The sequence below is a fragment of the Isoptericola halotolerans genome, assembly GCF_013149785.1.
Taxonomy (GTDB): domain Bacteria; phylum Actinomycetota; class Actinomycetes; order Actinomycetales; family Cellulomonadaceae; genus Isoptericola; species Isoptericola halotolerans.
On record NZ_JABEZU010000001.1, the window covers coordinates 1,451,878 to 1,475,332 of the forward strand.

A 23,455-nucleotide genomic window follows, 5' to 3' on the forward strand; every position below is an offset into this window, starting at 1 on the left:
GATGACCGACCAGCCCTCCACGGGCGGTCCCGCACGGCCCCACGACAGGGCCCCGCACCCCGGCACCGGGGTGCGGGGCCCTGTCGTCGGGCTGCGCGCGGACCTGCTCGCCGCCGCCGCCGACCTCAGCGGCCCCGGACGCTCCGGGGTCGCCCGGCGCGCCACCCTCCAGCAGATCGTCACCGACCGGCTCGCGCTGCTCTACGCCGAGGCGACGGCAGACGTCGACCCGGCCGGCCTGGCGCTGGCCGCCGTCGGCTCGCTGGGCCGTGGCGAGCTCGGGCCGCTGTCCGACCTGGACCTCGTGCTGATCCACGACGGCCGTTCGCACAAGCCGGACGCGCTGGCCGCCGTCGCCGAGCGGCTCTGGTACCCGTTGTGGGACTCCGGGGTCGACATCGACCACGCCGTCCGGTCGCTCAACCAGACCCGCCAGCTCGCGAGCCGGGACCTGCCGGCCGCCGTCGGATGGCTCGACGTGCGCCCCGTGGCGGGGGACGCCGTCGTCGTGCACCGGGCGGCCTCGGGCATCCTCACCGACTGGCGCTCCGCGTCCCGCCGCCGGCTGCCGGAGCTGCTGTCCAGCGTGCGCGAGCGGGCCGAGCGGTCCGGGGAGCTCGCCTACCTCATCGAGCCGGACCTCAAGGAGGCCCGGGGCGGCATCCGTGACGCCGTCGTGCTGTCCGCCCTCGCGGCGACCTGGTTGACCGACCGCCCGCACGGGCGGGTCGACACCGCGTACGCGCACCTGCTCGACGTCCGGGACGCGCTGCAGGTCGTCACGCGGCGTCGATCGACCCGGCTGCTGCTGGCCGACCTCGACGAGGTGGCCGGGCTGCTCGGGTACGACGACCCGGACGAGCTGCTGGCGAGCCTGGCAGAGGCGGGGCGGGAGATCTCCTTCGCGCTGGACTCCACGGTCCGGCGTGCCCGCCAGGCGCTGCAGCGACCGGCGGCACGCAAGCCCGTGCTGGTCCGTGGGAGGCGCCAGCCACCGCGGCTGCGGTCGGTCGGTGACGGGCTGGTGGAGCACGACGGCGAGCTCGTCCTCGGTGTGACCGCCCAGCCCGCGGAGGACCCGATGCTGTCCTTGCGAGCCGCCGCGACGGCAGCACGCACCGGGCTGGCCCTGTCTCCGGTCACGGTGCACTCGCTGGCCGAGTGCCCGGCGCTGCCCGAGCCGTGGCCGCGCACGGCGCGCGGCCACCTGCTCACCCTGCTCGGGTCCGGTCCGGCGCAGGTGCACGTCTGGGAGGCGCTCGACCTGGCCGGGGCCGTCACGACCTGGATCCCCGAGTGGGCGGACGTGCGCAACAAGCCGCAACGGGCGGCCATCCACCGGCACACGGTCGACCGGCACCTGGTCGAGACGGCCTCCCTGGCCGCGGCGGTGCGCAAGCAGCAGCTCGCCCGGGGGGTCGCCGCCAGGGACCTGCCTGCGGACCTGCTGCTGATCACCGCTGTCCTGCACGACATCGGCAAGCGACGCCGGGCCGAGCACTCCGACCACTCGGTCGAGGGCGCGCGCATCGTCACGCAGATCGTGCTGCGCATGGGGTTCGACGAGTCGTTCGCCGCCGACGTCGAGACCCTGGTGCGCCATCACCTGACGCTGTCGAGGCTCGCCACCACCGCCGATCCCGAGGATCCCGGGACGGTTCGCGAGCTGCTGGAGGCCCTCGACCACCGGCGCGACCTGCTCGAGGTGCTCCGGGCGCTGACCGAGAGCGACTCGTCGTCGCTCGGCCCGGCCGGCTGGACGGGGTGGCGGGCGAGCCTGGTGGACCAGCTCACCCGTGCGGCCCGCATCGCGCTGGAGGAGGCGACGTCGGCGTCCGAGGAGATCGGAGGGGGCCGGTAGGCTAGGGGACCGCACGTCATCCCCCCGTGAAGAGGACCACCTGGTGTTCAACTCCCTGTCGGACCGGCTCACCGCGACCTTCAAGAACCTGCGCGGCCGGGGACGCCTCTCCGAGGCCGACATCGACGCGACCGTCCGCGAGATCCGGCGCGCACTGCTCGACGCGGACGTCGCCGTGCCCGTGGTGCGCCAGTTCACGGCGGCCGTGCGCGAGCGCGCGCTGGGTGCTGAGGTCTCCGGGGCGCTGAACCCGGCGCAGCAGGTCGTCAAGATCGTCAACGACGAGCTCGTGGGGATCCTCGGCGGGCAGACGCGGTCGCTCCAGCTCGCCAAGACCCCGCCGACGGTCATCATGCTCGCGGGCTTGCAGGGCGCGGGCAAGACGACGCTCGCGGGCAAGCTCGCCCTCGCGCTCAAGGAGCAGGGGCACACCCCGTTGCTCGTCGCGGCGGACCTGCAGCGGCCCAACGCGGTGACCCAGCTGTCGGTGGTGGCCGAGCGTGCCGGCGTGCCCGTCTTCGCCCCGCACCCTGGCAACACCTCCGACCACGACATGGCCGACGGCGCCCTGGTGGGCGACCCCGTCGGCGTGGCGCGCGACGGGGTCGCGGAGGCACGGACGAAGCAGCACGACATCGTGATCGTCGACACCGCCGGCCGTCTCGGCGTCGACGAGCTGCTCATGCAGCAGGCCGCGGACATCCGGTCGGCGATCACACCGGACGAGGTGCTGTTCGTCATCGACGCGATGATCGGGCAGGACGCCGTCACCACGGCGAACGCGTTCGCCGAGGGCGTGGACTTCACCGGCGTCGTGCTGTCGAAGCTCGACGGTGACGCCCGCGGCGGTGCGGCGCTGTCCGTGGCGAAGGTGACCGGTCGGCCGATCATGTTCGCCTCCACGGGCGAGAAGCTGACCGACTTCGAGGTCTTCCATCCCGACCGGATGGCCTCGCGCATCCTCGACATGGGCGACGTGCTGACGCTCATCGAGCAGGCCGAGAAGGCGTTCGACGCCGACGAGGCCGAGAAGATGGCCGCGAAGGTCGCCGGTGGCGAGGACTTCACCCTCAGCGACTTCCTGGTGCAGATGCAGCAGATGAAGAAGCTGGGGTCGATGAAGAAGATGCTCGGCATGATGCCCGGCATGGCGCAGATGCGCGACCAGCTCGAGAACTTCGACGAGCGCGAGGTCGACCGCGTCCAGGCGCTCATCCAGTCCATGACCCCGGCCGAGCGGGACAACCCGAAGATCATCAACGGCTCGCGTCGTGCCCGGATCGCCCGGGGCGCCGGCCAGACGACCGCCGCCGTCAACGGCCTGCTCGACCGGTTCGCGCAGGCGCAGAAGATGATGCGGCAGATGGCCAAGGGCGGCGGTATGCCCGGGATGCCGGGCGGTGGCATGCCGGGCATGCCGGGGATGCCGGGCGGCGGCAAGAAGTCGCGCGGCAAGCAGCAGCCCAAGAAGAAGGTCAAGGGCAGGTCCGGCAACCCGGCCAAGCGTGCCCAGCAGGAGCGCGAGGCGATGCAGCGGGCTCTCGGCGGCGGGGCCAAGAAGTCCGCGCCCGCCGGGTCGGCGTTCGGGATGGCGTCGCAGCCTGAGGAGCAGCCGAGCGCGAGGGACCTCGAGAACCTCGAGCTGCCCGGTGACCTCGGCAAGCTGCTCGGCGGCGGTCGCTGACGCCCCGGTAGGCTGCGGTCATGTCGGTGCCCCACGTCCCCTTGCACGTCACGGGACACATCCTGCTCGACGGCAACCGCGAGGTCGGCGAGATGTGGGTCCGGGACGGCCGGCTGAGCCTGCTGCGGCCCACGCCCCAGGGCAGCCCGGCCACCGAGCTCGAGGGTTGGGTGCTGCCCGGTCTCGTGGACGTCCACTGCCATGTCGGGCTCGACGCCGGGGGCGCCGTCGACGAGGCCACGGCGACCAAGCAGGCTCTCGCGGACCGCGACACCGGTGTGCTGCTCGTCCGCGACGCCGGCTCCCCGCTGGACACGTCCTGGGTGGCGCGTCGCCCGGAGCTGCCTCGTCTCGTGCGTTCCGGCGTGCACGTGGCGCGCCCCAAGCGGTACCTGCGCCGCTACGGCCTGGAGCTCGAGGACGTCACGGACCTGCCGCGGGTCGTGGCCGAGCAGGCGCGTGCCGGGGACGGCTGGGTCAAGCTGGTCGGTGACTGGATCGACCGTGACCTGGGAGCCGACGGGGACCTGCGCCCGCTGTGGCCGGTCGACGTGCTCACCGAGGCGGTCGAGGCCGCGCACGCCGAGGCGGCCCGGGTCACGGTGCACGCCTTCTCCACCGAGGTGATCGAGGACCTGCTCACGGCCGGGGTCGACGGCATCGAGCACGGCACGGGCATCACCGAGGACGTCATGCCCGAGATCGCCCAGCGCGGCATCCGGGTCACACCCACCCTGCTGCAGGTCGCGCAGTTCGGTGCCATCGCGCAGCAGGCGGACGGCAAGTATCCCGTCTACGCGGCCCGTATGCGCCGCATGCACGAGCGGCGCCACGAGCAGGTGCGGGCGATGCACGACGCCGGCATCCCGCTCCTGGTGGGCACCGACGCCGGTGGCACGATCGACCACGGCCGGATCGCCGACGAGTGCTCGGAGCTGGTCGCGGCGGGGCTGCCCGACGCCGAGGTGGTGGCGATGGCGACGTGGCGAGCGCGTGCCTTCCTCGGCCACGGAGCGATGGTCGAGGGTTCCAGCGCCGACTTCGTCGTCTACGGTGCCGACCCGCGCGAGGACGTCGAGGTGCTGAGGCACCCGACGGCGGTCGTGCTCCGAGGGCGTGTCGTCGCACCATGACACCGGCCGGGCCGGTCGTGGACGCCGTGTGACCCGGTCGAGGGTTGGGGTACCGGCAGGTGTCTGGCACAATAGCGGGGTACTCGGCATGTCCAGGCCCCTCTCACCTGCACGTGCCCAGTCCTGACCCGCCCACCTGCAGGACCCCACCCGCGTGGTGTTCCGGGTCGCACCCACAGAACCAGGAGAGTCCACACCAGTGGCCGTCAAGATTCGTCTGAAGCGCCTCGGCAAGATCCGGGCACCGTACTACCGCGTCGTCGTCGCCGACTCGCGCACCAAGCGTGATGGTCGGGTGATCGAGGAGATCGGCAAGTACCACCCGACCGAGGAGCCGTCGCTCATCGACATCAGCTCGGAGCGCGCCCAGTACTGGCTCGGAGTCGGCGCCCAGCCGACCGAGCAGGTCGCCGCCCTGCTGCGTGTCACCGGCGACTGGCAGAAGTTCAAGGGCCTGCCGGGTGCCGAGGGCACCCTGCGGACCAAGGAGGCCGCGGGCGACAGCGCCGCTGCCGTCGAGGCCGTGCACGCCGAGGCCGAGAAGGCCAAGGCGAAGGCCGCCGAGAAGAAGGCCGCCGACAAGTCCGACGAGGCTGAGGCCGAGGCCTGATGCTCGCCGACGCTCTCGAGCACCTGGTGCGTGGCATCGTGGACAACCCGGACGACGTCCGGGTCACGGCACGCACGCAGCGCCGCGGTGACCTGCTCGAGGTCCGGGTGCACCCCGACGACCTCGGGCGGGTGATCGGCCGCGGCGGTCGGACGGCCAAGGCCTTGCGCACCGTCGTCGGGTCCCTGGCGGCCGACGGTCCGGTACGGGTCGATGTCGTGGACGTCGACCGCCGCTGACCACCGAGAGCGACGAGCAGCACCGACGAGGCCCGGTCCCGCCACGGGACCGGGCCTCGTCGCGCTCACGGGGCCGCGGCGTCCTGGCCGGCCCGACGAACGAGGAGGAGACATGGAGCTCGTGGTGGCTCGCATCGGCAAGGCCCACGGACTGCGGGGCGAGGTCGCGCTGGACGTCCGCACCGACGTGCCGGAAGAACGGTTCGCCGTCGGCGCGGTCCTCACGACCGTGCCCGCGGAGAGGGGCCCGCTCACCGTCACGGCGACACGCGTGCACCAGGGCCGATGGCTCGTCGCGTTCGCCGGGTCGACGGACCGCTCCACGGCGGAGGCGCTGCGGGGGGTCGAGCTGGTCGTGGAGACGGCCGACTCCGAGGAGGACGACGCGTGGTACCCGCACGAGCTCGCGGGTCTGCGCGCCGAGCTCGTCGACGGGACCGTGGTCGGCGAGGTCGTGGGTCTCGAGCACCTGCCGGCCCACGACGCCCTGGTCGTGCGCGAGACCGGTGGGCAGCGGACGCTCGTGCCCTTCGTGCACGCCATCGTGCCGGTCGTCGACGTCGGCGGCGGGCGGGTCCAGCTGACCCCACCGGGAGGACTCCTGGCGCGCGACGCGGAGGCCGTCGTCGTCGACCGGCCCGAGGGCGAGGACTGACGTGCGCATCGACGTCGTCACGATCTTCCCGGACTATCTCGCCGCTCTCGACCTGTCCCTCGTGGGCAAGGCGCGCCGCGCCGGTCTGCTCGACCTGCGGGTGCACGACCTGCGTGACTGGACCACCGACCGGCACCGCACCGTGGACGACACGCCGTTCGGCGGGGGCGCCGGCATGGTCATGAGGCCCGACGTGTGGGGCCAGGCGCTCGACGAGCTGCTGACCGACCCCGCCGAGGCGGGCGCCGGCGATGAGGCCGAGGCCGACGTCCCCCCCGTCACCCGCGGCGCACACCTGGTCGTGCCGACACCGTCGGGCGAGGTCTTCACGCAGCGGCGTGCCGAGGAGCTCGCGACCGAGGACCGGCTCGTCATCGCCTGCGGGCGGTACGAGGGCATCGACGCGCGGGTCGTGGAGCGCTACCGCGCGTCCGGCCACCGGGTCAGCGAGCTGTCGATCGGCGACTACGTGCTCAACGGCGGCGAGGTCGCTGCCCTCGTCATGGTCGAGGCGGTGGGGCGGTTGCTGCCCGGCGTCGTCGGGAACCCGCACTCGCTGGTGGAGGAGTCGCACGGGGCGGCGGGCCTGCTCGAGTACCCGGTCTACACCAAGCCCCCACGGTGGCAGGACCGGGACGTCCCCGAGGTGCTGCTCTCCGGGCACCACGCCCGCATCGAACGGTGGCGACGTGACCGCGCCCTGGAGCGGACCGCAGCGCGGCGTCCTGACATGATCGCCGCGCTGGACCCCCGGCAGCTCGACGCCCACGACCGCGACCTGCTCGCGGCGCTCGGTTGGCGGGAGGTGGTCGAGGACCCACGGGGTGGTGAGGGTCACGACGGTGGGACCGGTGCAGGCCCTGCGCTCCGCCGGGAGCATGTGGCAGAATAGGGCGCTGGTGTGCCGCAGCCCGGACTCTGCCACAGGGGAGACCATCGGGTCGAGGACGGCGCACCACCTCTCGACACGAACCCGGCCCGCCGCGTGCGGGCCCCCGAGCTTGTTCTGACCTGTGGCAGGGCGGGGAGACAACCATGAAGACGCTCGACTTCGTCGACGCGGCAGCGATGCGCGACGACATCCCGGACTTCCGCGCCGGTGACACCGTGAAGGTCAACGTGAAGGTCGTCGAGGGCAACCGCTCGCGTGTCCAGGCCTTCCAGGGCGTGGTCATCGCTCGTCGCAACAGCGGCGTCGGCTCGACCTTCACCGTCCGCAAGATCAGCTTCGGTGTCGGCGTGGAGCGCACCTTCCCGGTGCACGCCCCGACCGTGGACTCCGTCGAGGTCGTCACCCGTGGTGACGTCCGCCGTGCCAAGCTCTACTACCTGCGCTCCCTGCGCGGCAAGAAGGCGAAGATCCGCGAGAAGCGCGAGACGCCGGCCAAGTGAGCCGTGCCGGACGGTCCCTCCCGCAGGGGGACCGCCGGTCCGACGGGCGGTCCCTCCAGCCGGAGGGGCCGCCCGTCGGCGTTTCGCGGTGGCGCCGTGCGTCTGGCAGGGTGTGGACGTGGCAGACTCCGACCCTGTGACATCCGCAGAGCGCCGCCCTGAGCCCGAGGGCATACCGGACCCCGACCCCACCGAGGGCTCGGCGGCCGACGTCCGGTCCTCCGGGGTCCCCGCGCACGCGGCCGGGCCTCGCGCCCGGTCGGGCGGCGGTCTCGGTCTGCTGCGCGAGACGGCGATCATCGTGATCAGCGCTCTGGTGCTCTCGTGGCTCATCAAGACGTTCCTCGTCCAGGCGTTCTACATCCCGAGCTCGTCGATGGAAGACACCCTCCAGGTCGGCGACCGGGTGATGGTGTCCCGGCTGGTGCCGGACGCTCTCGACGTGAACCGCGGAGACGTCGTGGTCTTCAAGGACCCGGGCGGCTGGCTGCCGCCCTACCAGGCCCCGGACAGGGGGCCGGTCGGCAACGCGGCGCGCGACGCCGCGACCTTCGTCGGTCTGCTGCCTCAGGACACCGGCGAGCACCTCATCAAGCGGGTGATCGGGACGCCGGGCGACACCGTCGTGTGCTGTGACGCCGAGGGCAGCGTCAGCGTCAACGGGGTCGCGATCGACGAGACGCCGTACATCGCGCCGGGGTCGCAACCCAGCGAGACCGAGTTCGAGCACGTCGTGCCGGCGGACATGCTGTTCGTGATGGGCGACAACCGGCAGAACTCGAAGGACTCCCGGTACAACACCGGCAACCCGGGCGGAGGGTTCGTGCCGATGGGCAACGTGGTGGGTTCTGCCTTCGTGATCGTCTGGCCGTTCGGGGACGCCCGTGTCCTGCGCAACCCTGGCGACGTCTTCGCCGAGGTGCCCGAGCCGTGACCGGACGCAGCGCTCGACGCAGCCCCACGCTGCGGTCGGAACGTGCCCTGCTCGGCGAGGGGGCGACCCTCGTCGGCGGGATGGACGAGGTCGGGCGCGGCGCCCTGGCAGGTCCGGTGAGCGTAGGGCTCGTCGTCGTCGACGTGAGCACCCGGACCGCCCCGCGTGGCCTGACCGACTCCAAGCTCCTGTCGCCCTCGGCCCGCGAGGAGATGGTCGGGCCGCTGCGGCGCTGGGCCGTGGCGTGGGCGGTCGGGCACGCCGGACCGGCCGAGATCGACGCGCACGGCATCGTCGCTGCCCTACGGCTCGCCGGTCGGCGAGCACTGGCACAGGTGCGGCGGTCGGCCGGGGACGTCGACGTCGTCCTCCTCGACGGTTCGCACGACTGGCTCAGCCGACCCCACGCGGACCTCTTCGAGGCGGCGGAGCTGGACCCCAGCCGGACGCTCGACGCTCCGGAGCCGGGGGTGCGGACCCTCGTCAAGGCAGATCTGCAGTGCTCGTCGGTCGCAGCGGCGAGCGTGCTCGCCAAGGTCGAGCGCGACGGGCTGCTGCGTCGCCTCGCCGCGCAGTACCCGGCGTTCGCGTGGGAGCAGAACAAGGGCTACTCCGCGCCGGCCCACCTCGAGGCGCTCCGGCGGCACGGTCCGACCCCCCAGCATCGCCGGTCCTGGAACCTCAGGGTCCTGGACGAGACCGCCGCAGGGGCGGCTCCGACCCCGGCCGCAGAGGGTGCTGCCCCGGGAGCCCCCACGCTCGACGAGGTGAGCGTGGGCTCCGGCGTGCCGTGGCGCACGCGGGTGGGATGATGTCCCGGTGAGTGCCGAGGACCTCGAGAACTACGAGAACGACATGGAGCTCGCGCTGTACCGCGAGTACCGCGACGTCGTCGGGCTCTTCTCCTACGTGGTGGAGACCGAGCGCCGTTTCTACCTGGCCAACCAGGTCGACCTGCAGGTGAGGGCGGCCGCGGGCGAGGTCTACTTCGAGCTGCGCCTCGCCGACGCCTGGGTGTGGGACGTCTACCGTTCGGCGCGGTTCGTGAAGTCCGTCCGCGTGGTGACGTTCAAGGACGTCAACGTCGAGGAGCTTGCCAAGGCGGACATCGCGCTCTAGGTGCACCTACCTCCTGGCCGGGTACACCGAGGTGTGCTGACCCGGGACCGGGCGTCCCGTTCATCTCCTGGACAGCGCGCAGCAACCGTGCGGCGAGACGGGCCGTCTACGGTCGCAGCACCGACTTCAGGAGGCGCGACATGGGCACGGAACCAGGTACCGCACGAGAGATCGCCCACGAGCTCTCGCGTGGAATCGACCCGGACGGCCTCGGCAACGACGCCCTCGGAGTCGACGTTGCACGGGCTGCCGAGGTGCCCGGCCCACCGCTGCTCGAGGCGGGCTGCGTGCGCGCCGCGTACGAAGCGATCGCGGGCGCGGGAGAGCGTGCCGACGCACCGGACGACGCGACGTTCGTCTCGCTTCGATCCGGTGCGAGGGCGGCCGCTGATGCGGCTCGCGTCGCTGATGAGATCGGGGCAGGGGCGGGTGGAGCGCTGCGCACCGCGGCCCGGGCGTGGTATCCGTTTGCCGTCGAGAGCGAGGGCATGTCGTGGAGAGCCGGCCTGAAGGCCTTCAGTGAGACGTGCGACAGCAACGCCGACGCGGACCAGAGTCTCGTCGTGCGGGCCGTCGAGGCGGCGGGAGCGGCAGCGGGACGCGATGACACCGCCACGGGGCGCGCGATACGCGCCTTCTCCGATGAGTTGAGGCGCAGGACCTCGGCTGGAGAAGACCTGCCGACAGCTTGGGGCGGCGCCGTTCACCACACGGCCGAGGCGGCACCCGACCCTGTCTTCCAGACCGTGGTCGACGCGGTGCACGGCGTGCTGTCCCGGTAGGAGACGCCAAGACCTGATCGCACGCTGTCACGTATCCGTGCAGGGCCTTCCACGGGCCGTACTTCGCCGGCACGTCTCGCCACGCGGCGCCGGTGCGTCGCCGCCACAGGATCCCGTTGACCACCTGCCGGTGGTCACGCCACCGGCCACCACGGCCCGTCGCGACCGGCAGCAGCGGCCCGATCCGCGCCCAGGCCGAGTCTGTCAGCTCTCCACGCCCCACCCCCACAACCCGGACGTTGCGCTACGCATGCCCGGAACATTCGCAGGACCGGCCCGAGGTGGGATGCATCGGCCGTGTGCGTGACGAGCCGCTGCACCGAGGCCGTCCACCGCCGAGGCCGTCCACAGATCGCACCACCGCCCCTCGACCTGCTCGGTCGCGCGTCACAGTCTGGGCGCGGAGGTGGTTCCGTGGGGGCCAAGGACGCCGTCGGGCGATACGGAGAACGGGTGGCGGCGCGCTACCTGACCGGGCGCGGCTACGAGGTGATCGACCGCAACTGGCGCGGTACGCGGGGCGAGCTGGACCTGGTGACCCGCCACGGCGACACCCTGGTGGTGGTCGAGGTCAAGACGCGGCGGGGGACAGGCTACGGGCACCCGGCCGAGGCCGTCACGCGCGCCAAGCTCGACCGGATCCGACGGTTGACGGGGGAGTGGCTGCACACGCACGGCGTGCCGTGGTTGGAGGTGCGCGTGGACGTCGTCGCCGTCGTCGTGGCACGGGCCGGTGCGGCACGCGTCGAGCATCTGCGAGGTGTCCTCTGATGGGTCTGGGGACGACTGCCTCGGTCGCGCTGACCGGGATGGAGGGCCACGTCGTCGAGGTCCAGGCACAGCTCGCCGCCTCGGTGCCGGGCTTCACCCTCGTCGGGCTGCCGGACGCCGCCCTCGCCGAGTCCCGGGACCGGGTCCGCGCCGCCGTGCTCTCGAGCGGCATCGCCTGGCCGCAGCGCAAGATCACCGTCAACCTGTCGCCGGCGTCGCTGCGCAAGTCCGGCACAGGCTTCGACCTGTCAAGCACCTAGAGTGGACAGCACTATGGAAGCTGTCATCTACGTACGCATCAGCCGAGACCGCGAGGGCGCCGGCCTGGGGGTCGACCGTCAGGAAGCAGACTGTCGCGAACTCGCCGACCGACTTGGCTGGAACGTGGTCCAGGTCCACTCCGACAACGACCTGTCGGCCTACTCAGGGAAGCCTAGGCCTGGGTACCGAGCCATGCTCGAGGATCTTCGCCATGGGCGCGCCAACGCTGTCGTCGCCTGGCACTCCGATCGGCTGCACCGCAAGGTCGCGGAACTCGAGGAGTTCGTCGCGATCTGCGACGAGCACAAAATCGCCGTGCAGACCGTCCGCTCAGGCTCTGTCGACCTCGCAACGGCATCGGGGCGCATGGTGGCCCGGATGCTCGGCGCGGCTTCACAGCACGAGATCGACCATGCCCGCGAGCGGATGCAGCGCGCCAAGCGCCAGGCTGCAGCTGCCGGGAAGTGGCGCGGGGGACCGCGACCGTTCGGCTACGAGGCTGATGGCGTGACCGTTCGCCCGAGCGAGGCAGAGGTTCTGCTTCGTGCGGCTCGTGGCATCCTCGCCGGTCGATCGCTGAATGCCCTTGCGCGTGAACTCAACGAAGCGGGGATCACCACCACACGTGGAAGCCGGGTCGACGGAGTCAACCTCCGAACGATGCTGCTCCGGCCGCGCAATGCTGGGCTCATCGACGAGCGTGGCGAGATCGTCGGCGATGCGTCGTGGCCCGCGATCATCCCAGAGGACATCTGGCGCGGCGTTGTGGCGACGTTGTCCGACCCGACTCGCACGACCACTACGGGGCCGGAGCGACGGTGGCTCGGGTCCGGGCTGTATCGCTGCGGCGTCTGCAGAGGCCCGCTGCGAGCGTCAAAGCAGAAGATGCGTCACGCCTACCGCTGTACGCACGGGTCGCACGTGACCCGGGACGCGATCGCAGTTGACGAGTACGTGCGTCAGGTCGTCGTAGGTGTGCTCTCTCGGCCCGATGCGGCCGACCTGCTGGCAGAGTCCGACGACGGCCTGATCGAGGCTCTGCGCGCCGAGAGCGAGTCCCTGCGGGCGCGCCTGTCTAGGTTCGAGGCCGACTACGCCGAGGGGGCGATCTCAGGTCGCCAGCTCCGTGCTGCGACCGAGCGCGTCGAAGCAGACCTCGAAGCCGTAAACGCCCGTCTGGCAGGCGCACTGCGAGGCGATGCACTCGGGGGAGTGCTGGGCGCTGCGAGCCCCGGAGAGGCGTTCCTCGTGGCTCCGCTGGACGTGCAACGAGCCGTACTCGATGCCCTCGCGGAAGTCACGATCAACAAGGGTCGCAAGGGACGCCCTCGCGGGTGGAAGCCTGGAGAGCCGTACGTGGACCTCGAGACGGTCGAAATCAAGCCAAGGGGTATCTCATGAGCCGGAGAAGGCCGTCAGTTGATTCGGAGCACGTGACCGTCGACATCGAGTGCGCTGCGTGCGGCAATCGAGTCGGAATCTGCATGCTGTACATCGGTGCAAGCCCGCGTGCCGGGACCTATAGCACGGGCGGCGGCGTCCGGTTCGAGGACCGTCCGACCCCGGAAGCGTCTTCGGGAAAGGTGCGTGGACGATGCGGAAAGTGCGGCGCGGACGTCCAGCTTCGATGGTCGCGCGTGAAAGCTCGTCTCGACGGAAACCTCGTCGCGCGTAGATACAACGACTCGATGCGTGCCTAGCACCGGAGTACGTGCTAGCATCCCTAGTAGTAGCGCGACATACAGCGCCGGTTGGGCAGCCGATTAGAGCCTAGCAAGGTGCCTCTCAGCGGAGGTGCGCAGAAGCATCCCGCTGGAGGCATCATTCATGTCCCGCAGTGTCACGGTCGCTCGAGCACAGCTCGCGGCCAGACTCCGACACCATCCAGAGCAGGATCACTCCGCACTACGGGCCGAGCTGCGCGCGCTGAAACTCGAGCAGCACGTCGCCCGGACCCTCGCAGAGTTCCCGCCGCTCACTCCCGAGCAGCGTTCCCGCATCGCCGCTCTACTGGGCGGCGGTGGCGCCAATGCCTGACCTGACACGAGAAAGCCGCCCCAGGCTAGAGGGCGGCGTCTCGAACGATCACGTGGGCGCGGGATCGACTTCGACTATACCGCCCTTCCTCGACGGGTACGAGATCGGGGTCCTTCACGGAATCGCGCTGGGCAGGCGCCAGCTCGAAGAGGAAATCGCAGAGACGCAGCGACTCGGCATGGCGCGTGGCCTTCAGGCAATGGCCGTCCGTGCTGCCGGCGCCTATCTGCCGGGGGTTGCGCCATGACCGAACTCCGATCTCGAATCCTCTCCGTCTCTCAGCTCGATCGTCTCCCAGAGCCGAAGCCGCTCATTGAAGGCACGGTCGACCTCGGTACCGTGTCGGTGCTCGCTGGACCTCCGCAGTCGCTCAAGTCGTTCGTGCTGCTCGACTGGGCTTCGTGCGTAGCCACAGGCAAGGCGTGGCAGGGCCGTCCGGTGGAGCAGCGGCGAGTCCTGTATGTCGCTGGAGAGGGCGCGCACGGCATTAATCAGCGACTCAAGGCGTGGCGCGTCGGCTGGCGCCAGGAGATCCTCGAAGACCGCTTCTCGCTCCTGCCGAACCCGGTCCACCTGCTGAACCCGTCCGACGTCTCGGAACTCTGCGAGGTCGTCTGGGAGGACGGCTACGGGCTCGTCATCCTCGACACGCTCAGCAAGTCGATGGCAGGAGCCGACGAGAACTCGGCCAAGGACATGTCGTCTGCCGTGGCGTCGATGTACCGCATCCTCGCCGCGACCAACGGCGGGAGCGTCATGACGGCTCACCACACCGGCAAGGACCGTACGACGATCCGCGGTTCATCCGCACTGGAGGCCGGTGTCGACACCGTCTACACGACCGACGGCAACGCGGCTGCCATGACGCTCAAGCGAACCAAGCGGAAGGACGGTCCCGTCGAGGACCAGCTCGAACTCCGGTTCTCCGAGACACAGGGCACCCGATCCGGCACCGTCGAGCGCCGTGCACCCGTGGGAATTTCCCAAGCGGCCGAGAGCCTGCTTTCCCACGTTACTTCCCACTATGAGGGCGTTACGTTCACTCGCCAGCAGCTCGTGGATACGTCCGGGATCTCCAAGTCGACCGTCTACCGCGTGGTGTCTGACCTGGTGCGATGCGGAGAGATTCTCAACGTTGGGACCGAGCAGCGCCCTGCGTACCGAAGGGCCGAGCAGTGACAACTTCCCACGTTCCCACCGGTTCCCACGCCCCGGGAGAAGTTCCCACATTCCCCCCTGCCTATAGGCAGGGAATGGGAACTCCGGTCGAGATTCCCGGTACCTGCTTCTGCGGCCATGTCCGCCTGATGCACGGCTCACGTACCGGCCTCATCCTGCCCGACCTCCGCTGCCGCGCCTGGGTGCTCGACCACGAGTGCGACTGCCCCGACTACGTCCCTGAGGAGAACTGAAATGCCCCAGCGTCACGACCCCGGCTTCAAGAAGGCGCGTCGCCGCGGAACCCGCCGCCCCGGCGTCATCAGCGCGGCGGCCACCGAAGACCTCGCCGTCAGCCTCGTAAACCGAGGCCTCGCCAATCGCGCAATCCTCGAAGTCCCGACCCGGAAGGCCTGAGCGATGACCGACGACCTCGAAACCCGCGACGTACTCGCAATGATCGAAGCCAGCGCCACCGGCAACCACGACATCCTCGCCGCGACCGTTGCGACGCTCGACGAGGCCGAGCTCCGACGCACTGTAGCCCGCCTATGCGCACTCGTAGACCTGCGGGGCAGGGTGGGGACCGATCAGTCCTCGACGGCCGCCTGGTGCCACTTCCTGGCCCGCATGGAAGGTCTCGTGCTATGAGGCGCTGGTGGCATCTGCGGACTCAGCCTGTGCCGGCGGACGACCTCAACGAACCAGGGCTCGGCCAGGTCCGTGTGCCAACCCGTGCCGACTACACAGGCGTTGACGAATACGCCTACGCCGATCCCGAAGCTGTCGACCAGTGGGACGAAAGGCGCTGGGCGGAATGGCGATAAATAGGCTAGGATGAGCCTCAAGGAAAGTTCGACAAGGGTAGTGACAAGGACGAGGACCCTGCGGGGCAAGTCCGATGATCTAAACCCGAGGATCGACCTTCTCCCAGGTGCACGGCCAGCGGTAGCCAACCCGCCCGCCTATCAGGCCCGTCCGCACGAAGCACGGCCAGCGGTCACGCCACTCTCGGCAATGTCGACGAGAGACCAGGTTCAATCCGTCCGCCTTGTTGCTCAGCGGCCTCCCACACACATCAGACGTGCCACTGTGCACGCTTTCGCCCCAGGAGGGCACCATGAGTACTACTACACGCGCCACGCTCCTCAAGTCCGCGCAGGACACGGCAGCCAAGGCCAAGGCAGAGAACCGCGACCTCACTGAGTCCGAGGCTGCGCAGATCGAGAGCGCCGTGGCAGAGATCAAGGCGCTAGACGCCGAGGGTTCGAACGTCGCCGCGCTCGTGCAGTCGATCGGCGGCATGGACGGCTGGACGACCGACGCCAAGTCCGGCACCTCGAACCGCGACGGTTCGACCGGGGAGGCAGGAAGCATCAGCCTGCACGGCCTCGCCGACCGCATCACCGCCGGCATGAAGGCGTACAGCCTGGGCCACGGCCGGACCAAGGGCCTTGTCCCCTCCGGCGAGACGGTGGTCGACCTGCCCCTCGTCAACCGCGACGCGATCAAGGGCGATGCTTCTCACGAGCGTCCGCCGCGCCTGATCGACGTCATCCCCGGCGCGGGCCGGTCCGCCCCGCACTACAGCTTCCTCAAGCAGTCCGTCATCGCCTCGCCTGGTGGCGCGGGTGTCGTCGCTGCCGGTGCGGTCAAGCCGACCAAGAAGCTTGGCGTGGAGCGGGTCGACTCCCGCTTGCGTGTGGTCGCCGTTCTGTCCGAGGGCATCGACAAGTACCTCCTCGAAGATGCCAGCAGCCTGCGCACCTGGGTCGGTACCGAGCTGGCTGAGGCCGTTCAGACCGAGCTCGAGTCCCAGGTCCTCGCAGGAGACGGCACGGGAGAGAACTTCACCGGCCTGTCGACGATCACGGGTCACCAGACCCAGGCCTTCCAGACCGACCCGCTCGTGACCCTGCGGTACGGCCTCTCCGACCTTGAGACGCTGGGCATCACGCCCTCCTTCGTGGCGCTCTCAGCTGCGGACTGGCTGACCATCCAGACCACGCGCAACACCGGCGGCGGCTTCGACGTCGGCGGCCCGATCGACACGACGGCCCGCACCGCGTGGGGTACCCAGGTCGTCGTGGTTCCCGGTCTCGCGGCTGGGACGGGCTGGGTCGTCGGTCAGGACTCGCTCACGCTGTCCACCGACAACCACGGTGTGCGCGTCGAGTGGGGCACGCCCGGTGACACGTTCACTCGGAACCAGCTCGTGGCACGTGTCGAAGGTCGCTTCAACCTCGACGTGCTGCGCCCCCACGGTCTCGTCGAGATGACGCTGACCGACGCCTAAGACTGCTGATCGGTGGAGGTTCGTGACAGTTCCGCCAGCCGATCAGCATCGCGTCCGGTCCTGCTTTCGAGCGGGACCGGACGTGCCCCACGGGTAGGGGGTCAAGATCGCTAGCCCCCTGACCTGCGGACAGTTGTTCCGGCAGTGATTCGTCTCTCTCTAAGGGGGGTACCCCCTCCAGATGTCGAACGAAGACCTCACGAGTCTGCTGCAAGAAACGCTTGGGGACGCCCTTCTCCAACGCCCTCGGAGGAACCTGGACATGCCCAAGTCCGGACTCGCACCCTGGGATTGCGTGCTGGAGGGGCGGCTACACCGAGTCGCTGAGTAGATCTCGCCGTAGGGAAGGAATGAAGTCCTGCATCCTCTCCGCCGCGTGATAGGTGGACCCCGAGCCGGCCGAGGGGAGCGCGTAGGACTGTCCGCCCTTGTATGAGAGCTCCACGGTGACGCGACCCGGCCACTTCACGTTTCCGAAGTGATCCGCCAGTGCGCTCACGCCCGTCTGTACCCCCAGCTGGACTAGGTCGGATCGGCGATGAGCGAGGGTGGTCCGGCTCACCTCCCCGCCGATCGTCTCGGCGACCACGGCGACGAGTAGCGACTTGGTGAAGATGAGTAGGTGGGCGGTGTGATCCTCATCGTGCTGGCCGGTCGCGTAGCCATCGGCGAACACGACCTCCTCTCCATCGACGAGGAGGGCGGCATCTCCGAGCGCCTTGCCATACCAGTCCGGCAAGTCTCCCTGAAGGTAGTTCGTCGGAAGCGTCCATCCCGCGACGACTCCCTCGTGGATCGGTCGCACCAAGTTGACCACGGACATCAAGACCTCCTACATCGCAAGTTCGTATCAGGCTAGGCCACGTACCCGGACGTGTGCCTGACGGGGCCATGCCGGCCCCTGGCAGACTGCTCCGCGTGACGGCGAAGCGATTCCTTGACCTGAAGGCCGTGTCCGACGAGCTGGCGGTCACCAAGGCCCAGGTGTACACGATCCTCAAGAACGGCGATCTGCCGGCGATCCAGGTCGGTCCGAAGAAGGTGTGGCGAATCGAGCGGACCAAGCTCGAGGAGTACATCGAGCGTCGGTACGCCGCCACACGCGAGGCTGTCGAACGTGGAGACGTGCCGGACGAGGACCCTGAGGACCCCGAGGACTGATGCCGTACCCGTCGCGTCCGGTGCTGGACGTGCTGCCGCAGTTCCGCGGTGACCTCAAGAACGGGTACAACCGCTTCCAGCTCGAACGGTTCGACGCGTTCGTCGCTGCGGAGTACATGGCGGGGCGGTCGTTGCGCGAGATCGGCGAGCTGACGGGGCGCACGCAGACGGCCGTTCGGCGCAGTCTCGACCGGACGGGGACCCCGCGGCGGGGCAGAGGAGCGCGCTCGTTGCGCTAGAGTTCGAACATGCGTTCGAACCGAGGCGCGGGTGCTGGACGAGGTATCGAGAGGGTCCCGCTGCGGGACTTCGCTACTGAGGTGCCCCCCGCAAGCGAGGCCGGAGCCGCCGACGCGTCCTGACGATCCCGTGCCCGTGACTGCCTGGGTCACCGACGGCAAGGGGCGAACGTTCGAAGCTACCGGCGAGGCTCTGGCGTGGACGCCCAAGGCCGTCTACGTGCGCTACATCGATCCTGGCGGCCGTGAGGGCTTCGCGTGGCCCTGGGCGTCGGCGGTCACGCGCCGGTAGTTGGGCGGTGGGTTCACAGGCCTAATAGGTCTGTGTTACGTTACTAGCACCTACCCGGTCGCTTCGGTGGCCGGGCCCGGAGCCAGGCCCGACAGGGCCTGGCTCTTTGTCTCTCACTGCCAGGTGCCGGGCTTGCTGGTGGTGGACCCGTCAGGGAGCGTGACTGTCGAGGGGAACTGCGCACGGGCCAGTGTCTTGGGCCGAACTTCGCGGCGTTCTCGTGCGACCAGGGATGGCGCGCGGCCTTTGCGGGGGTTCGCGACGATGACGCGACGACCCATGCCTTCGAGGATTCGGACTGCCTCCTGAAGGTCTGAATCGTCGCTCACGACCAGTGACGCCTCGTGGGCGTAGACGAAGTGGTCTCGTACGAGCCGCACAGCAAGGTTGACGTCCGACCCCTTCTCCTCGGGTTTCTTGATCGTCGCAGTCGTTGCCGCACAGCACTTGCAGCCACGTGAAGCGCAGCACGTACAGCTCACGTTGGGCACGCGTGCCGACGTGACGTCTCGCACCCGGAAGTGCCCCTCGAGCACCTCTACCCTCGGCGCGAGCGACTCAAGCGCACGCAAGTAGAACTGTTGGCGAGTTGGTGCGTGCGGATCATGGGGGAGCGCGGTGACCCGAGCTGTGCAATAGACGACTGCTTCGACCTCATGGTGTGGCAGCAGCAAGCGCGACCATTCAAGGACGTCGAGCCAGCGGTGCGGGGTCTTTCGAAGTGCCCCGTAGTAGAGGTTGAAGCCATCGATGTACACGCGCGCTGTAGGTCTGCTTCCGGCCATGCCCATGGACATTACTACTCATGGAACGCCCCCGGTCCAGACGGACCGGGGGCGTTCTTCGTGCGTATGAGGCTCAGGCAGCCTGCCCAGTGACGAGCTCCGGCACCGTCACCTCGAACTGGGCAGCGATGTCGGCGAGTAGGTCGGCCTCGAACGGCCGCTTGCCCGTCATCCGCTGTGACAACTCGTCAGGGCTGACACGGACGCACACGGCAAGCTCCGACTGCCGCACGTCGTGATGCCAGCACCACCAGCGGATGCCGTCGGAGGGAGTCACGGTCAGCGAACCTCGACCGGCTCTGCCCACTCAGCTGGGAAGGGGAACAGGGCCGATGGCCGCGTGATGCCCAGGGCGCGAGCGGCGAGGATGATGTCGACCGTCGTCAGCAGGCGCGGGTTCCAGAGGTGGTTGCGGAAGGTAGACGGGTTGAGGCCCGCTGCTCGAGCGATGGCCGCCCGGGTCATCCCTCGCTCTTCGATCTCTCGGCTGATGTTCGCAGCGACGTTGTTCGCGAAGTCGCGGTAGCTCGGCTCGGGGTGCTGGGTGGTGGTCATGATGACTCCTCAGTCCTGCTGGATGTCGGCAAGTGAGGTGGCGAGACGCTGAAGTCCCTCAGCGAGGGCCATGATGTTCTCCGGCGTCTGAGCTTCCTCGGCGTCGTCGACATCGACGTACAGGGTGGCCACGCCCGCCTCGAGAGCTCCGGGCCGAAGCATGACCTCGGTCTGGGTGAGCACGGCGGAGGCGAACCCTGGCACGACGGCCGTGACGCTCAGGCTTCGCCTCCAGCCGTCCCCGTTCCCCCACCAGGACCACGGCTCGGCGTCCTCGGCCCAGTCCGGTGCGGTGGCGTCCGGTGCCGGGAAGGTGGGGACCGCGCTCTGGACGAACTCCTCGGCCCTCACGGGGTCGTCGATGACGCTGACCACGCGACGAACCTCCTTCGGCTGATTGACGGGGTAGCGGTCGACGAGCGCCTTGCGGTCGGCGTCCGTGAAGGTGGTGGCGGTCATGGTGTCTGCTCCTTCGAGATGCGTACTGCGGTGACTTCACCTGCACGGGCGACATGCGGGTGTCCCTCCAAGGTGCGGAGGATGTAGGGGTACGTCTCGTCATCGGTGACGACACGAACCTCAGCGAAGACCGGTGGTGCGCCCTCAAGCCGGAAGAGGACGAGTTCACCGACCTCGTGGCCTTCCATGTCAGGCCTGCCCGATGCGGGCGCCGACCTTGGCGCGAGCACCTGCCCGCTCGCGGGAGTCGGCGAACGCGGCAAGCGCTATCGCTTCCTCGTGCTGTCCGTCGATGATCAGGCGGTCAACCTCGGCACGCATGTCGGCGACGACCTGGGTGGTACGAGCGGCGACGCGGTCGGCCTGGGTCCGGGTGACCTGGCTAGGGTTGTTCATGGCCTGCACCTCTCACTAGGTGTTGGTCGGCCCGTTCGGTGTTCCAGCACCGGGCGGGCGTCTGTTCTAGGAGTGTCACCTACTTGTGCTTGACCTGGCCGTCGCCGTCGCCGTCCTGGCCGGCGCCGGCGTCGTGCCGCACCAGGGCCTCGAACGTGTGGTGCATCTCGCCGAGCTGGGTCTGGACGGGCGGCTGCAACCGGTCCGGGGAGTGCTCCCCGCGGTCGCGTCCGCCGTCGCGGGCGGGTGCACCGACGTGGTGGTCTCGGCCGCAGACGCCCCCGAGGCCCGCCTCGTGCCCGGCGCCACCGTGCACGAGGCGACGCACCTGGGCGACGTCGTCCGGCTCCACGGGGGAGAGCTGGACCGCGACCCGGACCTCGTCGCGGTGCCACGGAGCGCCCCGGCGGTGGCTCGACGCCCCGAGGGGGACCTGCGCGACGTCGTCGGGCAGAGCGAGGCTCGCTTGGCGCTGGAGGTGGCGGCCGCAGGCGGTCACCACCTGCTGATGATCGGTCCGCCGGGGGCAGGCAAGACGATGCTGGCGGCGCGGTTGCCCGGGATCCTGCCCGACCTCAGCGAGCCGGACGCCGTCGAGGTGACGGCCGTGCACTCCGTCGCGGGGACGTTCGACCCCGGGAGCGGGCTGCTGCGCCGCCCGCCCTTCGAGGATCCGCACCACACCGCGACGCCGGCGGCGATCGTCGGCGGGGGGACGGGGCTGGCACGGCCGGGTGCGGTGTCGCGGGCGCACCGGGGAGTGCTCTTCCTCGACGAGGCGCCCGAGTTCGCGCCCCGGGTGCTGCAGACGCTGCGCCAGCCGCTCGAGGCGGGCGAGCTCGTCCTGCACCGAGCCGGCGGTGCGACCCGGTACCCGGCGCGCTTCCAGCTCGTGCTCGCAGCCAACCCGTGCCCCTGCGGGATGGCGAGCACGAACGCCGGGCTCGAGTGCACCTGCACGTCGGTGGCACGCCGACGGTACGTCGGTCGGTTGTCGGGACCTCTCCTCGACCGGATCGACCTGCAGGTGCATCTCGCAGGCCTCACACGCGCCGAGCGTGTGCTCGGGCACCACGGCGAGTCGAGCGCGGACGTCGCGGGACGCGTCCGACAGGCTCGTGCGGCGGCACGAGAGAGATGGGCCGGCACCCGGTGGAGGACCAACGTCGAGCTGCCGGGGCCCTGGCTGCGGGACCGCCTGCGCGGCCGGCCCGGCGTGCTCGCGCAGGTCGAGCGACAGATCGACGCCGGAGACCTGTCGATGCGCGGCGCGGACCGGCTGCTGCGGGTCGCGTGGACGGTCGCGGACCTCGACGGGCGAGACGTGCCCACCACGGCGGACGTCGACGCCGCCATGATGTTCCGGACGGGTGAGCGCCGTGGCTGACCGGCTCTTCGAGCTCGACCTCCCACGGCGGCCGGCGCGCCTCCGCTTCGACGTCGACGACCCGCTGCTGGCGTCGGCGGCGTGGAGCCGGCTGGCAGAGCCGGGCGACGTCGTGGCGGGCGCGCTGGTGGAGCACCTGGGCGCGCCGGGCGCACTCGCCTGGCTGGTGCAGGCTGCGGCGGAACCTGCGCAGGCGTTCCGTGGCGACCAGCTCGGCCCTCTGGACGCGGTGGTCCGGCAGAGCACGCTGCGGCGGCTCGGCGATGCGGTCGGGCGCTGGTCCCAGCGGTTGGCGAGCCTCGACCCGCGGCGTGAGCTGCGCGTCCTGCACCGCTTCGAGGGGGTGCTGCTGACGCCGTCCGACGCACGATGGCCCGCCGGGCTCGCCGACCTGGGTGCGGCGGCGCCCTTCGCCCTGTGGGTCCGCGGCCAGGTGGAGCCGGCGGTCACCTCCCCGCGGTCCGTCGCGGTCGTCGGTGCCCGCGCGTCGACCTCGTACGGCGAGCGGGTGTCCGCGGATCTCGCGGCCGGACTCGTCGACCGCGGGTTCGCGATCGTCTCAGGAGGTGCCTACGGCATCGACGCGGCAGCTCATCGGGGCGCGCTCGCGGCGTCCGGCGCGACGTGCGCGGTCCTCGCCGGCGGGGTGGACAGGTTCTACCCGCAGGGCAACGACGGCCTCCTGAGGCGAGTGGTCGAGTCCGGCGGCGCGGTGGTCAGCGAGGTCCCTCCGGGGTCGGCGCCCTTCCGGCAGCGCTTCCTGTCGCGCAACCGCGTCATCGCCGCGATCACCGGTGCCACCGTGGTCGTCGAGGCGGCCCGGAGGTCCGGTGCGTTGTCGACCGCTCGGCGTGCTGCCGAGCTGCTGCGGCCGGTCGGTGCGGTCCCGGGTCCCGTGACGTCGATGGCGTCGTCGGGCTGCCACGCGCTGCTGCGGGACGGCGCCGCGGTCTGCGTCGCTGACGCGAACGAGGTCGCCGAGCTCGCGGGGCGCCTCGGGGCGGATGCTGCCCCGGGGGCCTCCGACGGTGTCGGGGAGGGAGCTCCCGACCCGCGGGACGGCCTACGACCCGACGAGCTGCTCGTGCTCGATGCCCTGCCGGCCCGTGCCGCGGCCACGGTGGACGCTCTCGCGCGCACCGCCGGTCTGCCTGCGCGACAGGTCATCGGGGTGCTCGGTGGGCTCGAACGACGTCGCCTGGCACGGCGCGACGGGGCGCGGTGGCTGTGCGCCCAAGGCTGACGGCAG

The 23,455-nt window shown here is 70.4% G+C and carries 29 protein-coding genes and 2 pseudogenes; 23 read left to right on the forward strand and 8 right to left on the reverse strand.

Going from position 1 to position 23,455, the window contains the following annotated elements:
- Position 1 precedes the first annotated feature (1 nt).
- The 12 genes from HDG69_RS06840 (at position 2) to HDG69_RS18915 (ending at position 10,409) form a co-directional block, all read left to right on the forward strand.
- Positions 2 to 1,861: a [protein-PII] uridylyltransferase family protein gene (locus HDG69_RS06840; RefSeq protein ID WP_171782931.1), complete on the forward strand. Its 1,860-nt coding sequence runs from the start codon at positions 2 to 4 to the stop codon at positions 1,859 to 1,861.
- A 43-nt stretch (positions 1,862 to 1,904) separates the two neighbouring features.
- Entirely contained in the window at positions 1,905 to 3,545 is a 1,641-nt protein-coding gene (gene ffh / locus HDG69_RS06845; RefSeq protein ID WP_171782932.1) for a signal recognition particle protein, read from the forward strand.
- A gap of 20 nt (positions 3,546 to 3,565) precedes the next feature.
- Complete coding sequence (locus HDG69_RS06850) at positions 3,566 to 4,678, forward strand: amidohydrolase family protein (protein WP_171782933.1); 1,113 nt, start codon at positions 3,566 to 3,568, stop codon at positions 4,676 to 4,678.
- Between the two features lie 199 nt (positions 4,679 to 4,877).
- Positions 4,878 to 5,288: a 30S ribosomal protein S16 gene (gene rpsP, locus HDG69_RS06855; RefSeq protein ID WP_171782934.1), complete on the forward strand. Its 411-nt coding sequence runs from the start codon at positions 4,878 to 4,880 to the stop codon at positions 5,286 to 5,288.
- Entirely contained in the window at positions 5,288 to 5,527 is a 240-nt protein-coding gene (locus HDG69_RS06860) for an RNA-binding protein (RefSeq protein ID WP_171782935.1), read from the forward strand. The genes rpsP and HDG69_RS06860 overlap by 1 nt, the downstream gene beginning before the upstream one ends.
- A 112-nt stretch (positions 5,528 to 5,639) precedes the next feature.
- The gene (gene rimM, locus HDG69_RS06865; RefSeq protein WP_171782936.1) at positions 5,640 to 6,182 is read left to right on the forward strand and encodes a ribosome maturation factor RimM; all 543 of its coding nucleotides are present in this window, start codon (positions 5,640 to 5,642) and stop codon (positions 6,180 to 6,182) included.
- 1 nt (position 6,183) lies between these two features.
- Complete coding sequence (gene trmD / locus HDG69_RS06870) at positions 6,184 to 7,074, forward strand: tRNA (guanosine(37)-N1)-methyltransferase TrmD (RefSeq protein ID WP_171782937.1); 891 nt, start codon at positions 6,184 to 6,186, stop codon at positions 7,072 to 7,074.
- Positions 7,075 to 7,217: 143 nt separating this feature from the next.
- Positions 7,218 to 7,574: a 50S ribosomal protein L19 gene (gene rplS / locus HDG69_RS06875; protein WP_171782938.1), complete on the forward strand. Its 357-nt coding sequence runs from the start codon at positions 7,218 to 7,220 to the stop codon at positions 7,572 to 7,574.
- 136 nt (positions 7,575 to 7,710) lie between these two features.
- Positions 7,711 to 8,508, forward strand: a complete 798-nt coding sequence (gene lepB / locus HDG69_RS06880) for a signal peptidase I (protein ID WP_343036293.1) — start codon at positions 7,711 to 7,713, stop codon at positions 8,506 to 8,508.
- Positions 8,505 to 9,320, forward strand: coding sequence for a ribonuclease HII (locus HDG69_RS06885; protein ID WP_171782939.1), 816 nt, complete (start codon positions 8,505 to 8,507; stop codon positions 9,318 to 9,320). The genes lepB and HDG69_RS06885 overlap by 4 nt, the downstream gene beginning before the upstream one ends.
- Before the next feature lie 7 nt (positions 9,321 to 9,327).
- Positions 9,328 to 9,627 carry a DUF2469 family protein gene (locus HDG69_RS06890; protein ID WP_171782940.1) on the forward strand — a complete coding sequence of 100 codons (300 nt, stop codon included), beginning with the start codon at positions 9,328 to 9,330 and terminating at the stop codon, positions 9,625 to 9,627.
- A gap of 140 nt (positions 9,628 to 9,767) precedes the next feature.
- Positions 9,768 to 10,409, forward strand: a complete 642-nt coding sequence (locus tag HDG69_RS18915; RefSeq protein ID WP_171781749.1) for a hypothetical protein — start codon at positions 9,768 to 9,770, stop codon at positions 10,407 to 10,409.
- Between the two features lie 37 nt (positions 10,410 to 10,446).
- Here HDG69_RS18915 and HDG69_RS18920 read toward each other — a convergent pair.
- Positions 10,447 to 10,638 (reverse strand): annotated as a pseudogene (locus HDG69_RS18920) (transposase); the annotation flags it as partial.
- 185 nt (positions 10,639 to 10,823) lie between these two features.
- On the opposite strand from HDG69_RS18920, the gene HDG69_RS06905 reads away from it, so the two are divergent.
- From HDG69_RS06905 to HDG69_RS06930, 6 genes and pseudogenes are all read left to right on the forward strand, one after another.
- Positions 10,824 to 11,180: a YraN family protein gene (locus tag HDG69_RS06905; RefSeq protein ID WP_171782941.1), complete on the forward strand. Its 357-nt coding sequence runs from the start codon at positions 10,824 to 10,826 to the stop codon at positions 11,178 to 11,180.
- Positions 11,180 to 11,431, forward strand: a pseudogene (locus HDG69_RS06910) (magnesium chelatase domain-containing protein); the annotation flags it as partial. The gene HDG69_RS06905 and the pseudogene HDG69_RS06910, both read left to right, overlap by 1 nt.
- A gap of 22 nt (positions 11,432 to 11,453) precedes the next feature.
- Positions 11,454 to 12,842 (forward strand): recombinase family protein, encoded by a 1,389-nt coding sequence (locus HDG69_RS06915; protein WP_171782942.1) that lies wholly within the window; start codon positions 11,454 to 11,456, stop codon positions 12,840 to 12,842.
- 879 nt (positions 12,843 to 13,721) lie between these two features.
- On the forward strand, positions 13,722 to 14,657 hold the full coding sequence (locus HDG69_RS06920) for an AAA family ATPase (protein WP_171782943.1): 936 nt from the start codon (positions 13,722 to 13,724) through the stop codon (positions 14,655 to 14,657).
- 399 nt (positions 14,658 to 15,056) lie between these two features.
- Entirely contained in the window at positions 15,057 to 15,287 is a 231-nt protein-coding gene (locus HDG69_RS06925; protein ID WP_171782944.1) for a hypothetical protein, read from the forward strand.
- A 469-nt stretch (positions 15,288 to 15,756) separates the two neighbouring features.
- A complete protein-coding gene (locus tag HDG69_RS06930) occupies positions 15,757 to 16,932 on the forward strand; it encodes a phage major capsid protein (protein ID WP_171782945.1) in 1,176 nt (391 codons plus the stop codon).
- A gap of 310 nt (positions 16,933 to 17,242) precedes the next feature.
- On the opposite strand, the gene HDG69_RS06935 is transcribed toward HDG69_RS06930, so the two are convergent.
- The gene (locus HDG69_RS06935) at positions 17,243 to 17,755 is read right to left on the reverse strand and encodes a hypothetical protein (protein ID WP_171782946.1); all 513 of its coding nucleotides are present in this window, start codon (positions 17,753 to 17,755) and stop codon (positions 17,243 to 17,245) included.
- Between the two features lie 95 nt (positions 17,756 to 17,850).
- Here HDG69_RS06935 and HDG69_RS06940 point away from each other — a divergent pair, with 95 nt between their 5' ends.
- The 3 genes from HDG69_RS06940 (at position 17,851) to HDG69_RS06950 (ending at position 18,624) form a co-directional block, all read left to right on the forward strand.
- Positions 17,851 to 18,093 carry a helix-turn-helix domain-containing protein gene (locus tag HDG69_RS06940; protein ID WP_343036294.1) on the forward strand — a complete coding sequence of 81 codons (243 nt, stop codon included), beginning with the start codon at positions 17,851 to 17,853 and terminating at the stop codon, positions 18,091 to 18,093.
- Positions 18,093 to 18,332 carry a helix-turn-helix domain-containing protein gene (locus HDG69_RS06945; protein ID WP_171782948.1) on the forward strand — a complete coding sequence of 80 codons (240 nt, stop codon included), beginning with the start codon at positions 18,093 to 18,095 and terminating at the stop codon, positions 18,330 to 18,332. Before HDG69_RS06940 ends, HDG69_RS06945 begins: the two co-directional genes overlap by 1 nt.
- A 136-nt stretch (positions 18,333 to 18,468) precedes the next feature.
- A complete protein-coding gene (locus tag HDG69_RS06950; protein WP_171782949.1) occupies positions 18,469 to 18,624 on the forward strand; it encodes a hypothetical protein in 156 nt (51 codons plus the stop codon).
- 113 nt (positions 18,625 to 18,737) lie between these two features.
- On the opposite strand, the gene HDG69_RS06955 is transcribed toward HDG69_RS06950, so the two are convergent.
- The 6 genes from HDG69_RS06955 to HDG69_RS06980 all read right to left on the reverse strand — a co-directional run bounded on the left by HDG69_RS06955 (position 18,738) and on the right by HDG69_RS06980 (position 20,819).
- Positions 18,738 to 19,382, reverse strand: coding sequence for a PIN domain-containing protein (locus HDG69_RS06955; protein ID WP_171782950.1), 645 nt, complete (start codon positions 19,380 to 19,382; stop codon positions 18,738 to 18,740).
- Positions 19,383 to 19,482: 100 nt separating this feature from the next.
- Positions 19,483 to 19,686, reverse strand: a complete 204-nt coding sequence (locus HDG69_RS06960; RefSeq protein ID WP_171782951.1) for a helix-turn-helix domain-containing protein — start codon at positions 19,684 to 19,686, stop codon at positions 19,483 to 19,485.
- A 2-nt stretch (positions 19,687 to 19,688) separates the two neighbouring features.
- Positions 19,689 to 19,964 (reverse strand): helix-turn-helix domain-containing protein, encoded by a 276-nt coding sequence (locus HDG69_RS06965; protein WP_171782952.1) that lies wholly within the window; start codon positions 19,962 to 19,964, stop codon positions 19,689 to 19,691.
- 9 nt (positions 19,965 to 19,973) lie between these two features.
- Entirely contained in the window at positions 19,974 to 20,423 is a 450-nt protein-coding gene (locus HDG69_RS06970) for a hypothetical protein (protein ID WP_171782953.1), read from the reverse strand.
- Positions 20,420 to 20,611, reverse strand: coding sequence for a hypothetical protein (locus tag HDG69_RS06975; RefSeq protein WP_171782954.1), 192 nt, complete (start codon positions 20,609 to 20,611; stop codon positions 20,420 to 20,422). The genes HDG69_RS06970 and HDG69_RS06975 overlap by 4 nt, the downstream gene beginning before the upstream one ends.
- A gap of 1 nt (position 20,612) precedes the next feature.
- Complete coding sequence (locus HDG69_RS06980) at positions 20,613 to 20,819, reverse strand: hypothetical protein (RefSeq protein ID WP_171782955.1); 207 nt, start codon at positions 20,817 to 20,819, stop codon at positions 20,613 to 20,615.
- An 85-nt stretch (positions 20,820 to 20,904) separates the two neighbouring features.
- On the opposite strand from HDG69_RS06980, the gene HDG69_RS06985 reads away from it, so the two are divergent.
- A complete protein-coding gene (locus tag HDG69_RS06985; protein WP_171782956.1) occupies positions 20,905 to 22,206 on the forward strand; it encodes an ATP-binding protein in 1,302 nt (433 codons plus the stop codon).
- Positions 22,199 to 23,449 carry a DNA-processing protein DprA gene (gene dprA / locus HDG69_RS06990; protein WP_171782957.1) on the forward strand — a complete coding sequence of 417 codons (1,251 nt, stop codon included), beginning with the start codon at positions 22,199 to 22,201 and terminating at the stop codon, positions 23,447 to 23,449. The genes HDG69_RS06985 and dprA overlap by 8 nt, the downstream gene beginning before the upstream one ends.
- Positions 23,450 to 23,455: the final 6 nt, after the last annotated feature.

Excerpts from the sequence above, each read along its gene's own strand:
- HDG69_RS06980 (WP_171782955.1), bottom strand. The coding sequence starts at position 20,819 with ATGAACAACCCTAGCCAGGTCACCCGGACCCAGGCCGACCGCGTCGCC.
- HDG69_RS06920 (WP_171782943.1), top strand. The coding sequence starts at position 13,722 with ATGACCGAACTCCGATCTCGAATCCTCTCCGTCTCTCAGCTCGATCGT.
- HDG69_RS06970 (WP_171782953.1), bottom strand. The coding sequence starts at position 20,423 with ATGACCGCCACCACCTTCACGGACGCCGACCGCAAGGCGCTCGTCGAC.
- HDG69_RS06935 (WP_171782946.1), bottom strand. The coding sequence starts at position 17,755 with ATGTCCGTGGTCAACTTGGTGCGACCGATCCACGAGGGAGTCGTCGCG.
- HDG69_RS06915 (WP_171782942.1), top strand. The coding sequence starts at position 11,454 with ATGGAAGCTGTCATCTACGTACGCATCAGCCGAGACCGCGAGGGCGCC.
- HDG69_RS06945 (WP_171782948.1), top strand. The coding sequence starts at position 18,093 with ATGCCGTACCCGTCGCGTCCGGTGCTGGACGTGCTGCCGCAGTTCCGC.
- HDG69_RS06840 (WP_171782931.1), top strand. The coding sequence starts at position 2 with ATGACCGACCAGCCCTCCACGGGCGGTCCCGCACGGCCCCACGACAGG.
- HDG69_RS06850 (WP_171782933.1), top strand. The coding sequence starts at position 3,566 with ATGTCGGTGCCCCACGTCCCCTTGCACGTCACGGGACACATCCTGCTC.
- HDG69_RS06930 (WP_171782945.1), top strand. The coding sequence starts at position 15,757 with ATGAGTACTACTACACGCGCCACGCTCCTCAAGTCCGCGCAGGACACG.
- rplS (WP_171782938.1), top strand. The coding sequence starts at position 7,218 with ATGAAGACGCTCGACTTCGTCGACGCGGCAGCGATGCGCGACGACATC.
- rimM (WP_171782936.1), top strand. The coding sequence starts at position 5,640 with ATGGAGCTCGTGGTGGCTCGCATCGGCAAGGCCCACGGACTGCGGGGC.
- HDG69_RS06925 (WP_171782944.1), top strand. The coding sequence starts at position 15,057 with ATGACCGACGACCTCGAAACCCGCGACGTACTCGCAATGATCGAAGCC.
- HDG69_RS06965 (WP_171782952.1), bottom strand. The coding sequence starts at position 19,964 with ATGACCACCACCCAGCACCCCGAGCCGAGCTACCGCGACTTCGCGAAC.
- HDG69_RS18915 (WP_171781749.1), top strand. The coding sequence starts at position 9,768 with ATGGGCACGGAACCAGGTACCGCACGAGAGATCGCCCACGAGCTCTCG.
- HDG69_RS06975 (WP_171782954.1), bottom strand. The coding sequence starts at position 20,611 with ATGGAAGGCCACGAGGTCGGTGAACTCGTCCTCTTCCGGCTTGAGGGC.
- HDG69_RS06860 (WP_171782935.1), top strand. The coding sequence starts at position 5,288 with ATGCTCGCCGACGCTCTCGAGCACCTGGTGCGTGGCATCGTGGACAAC.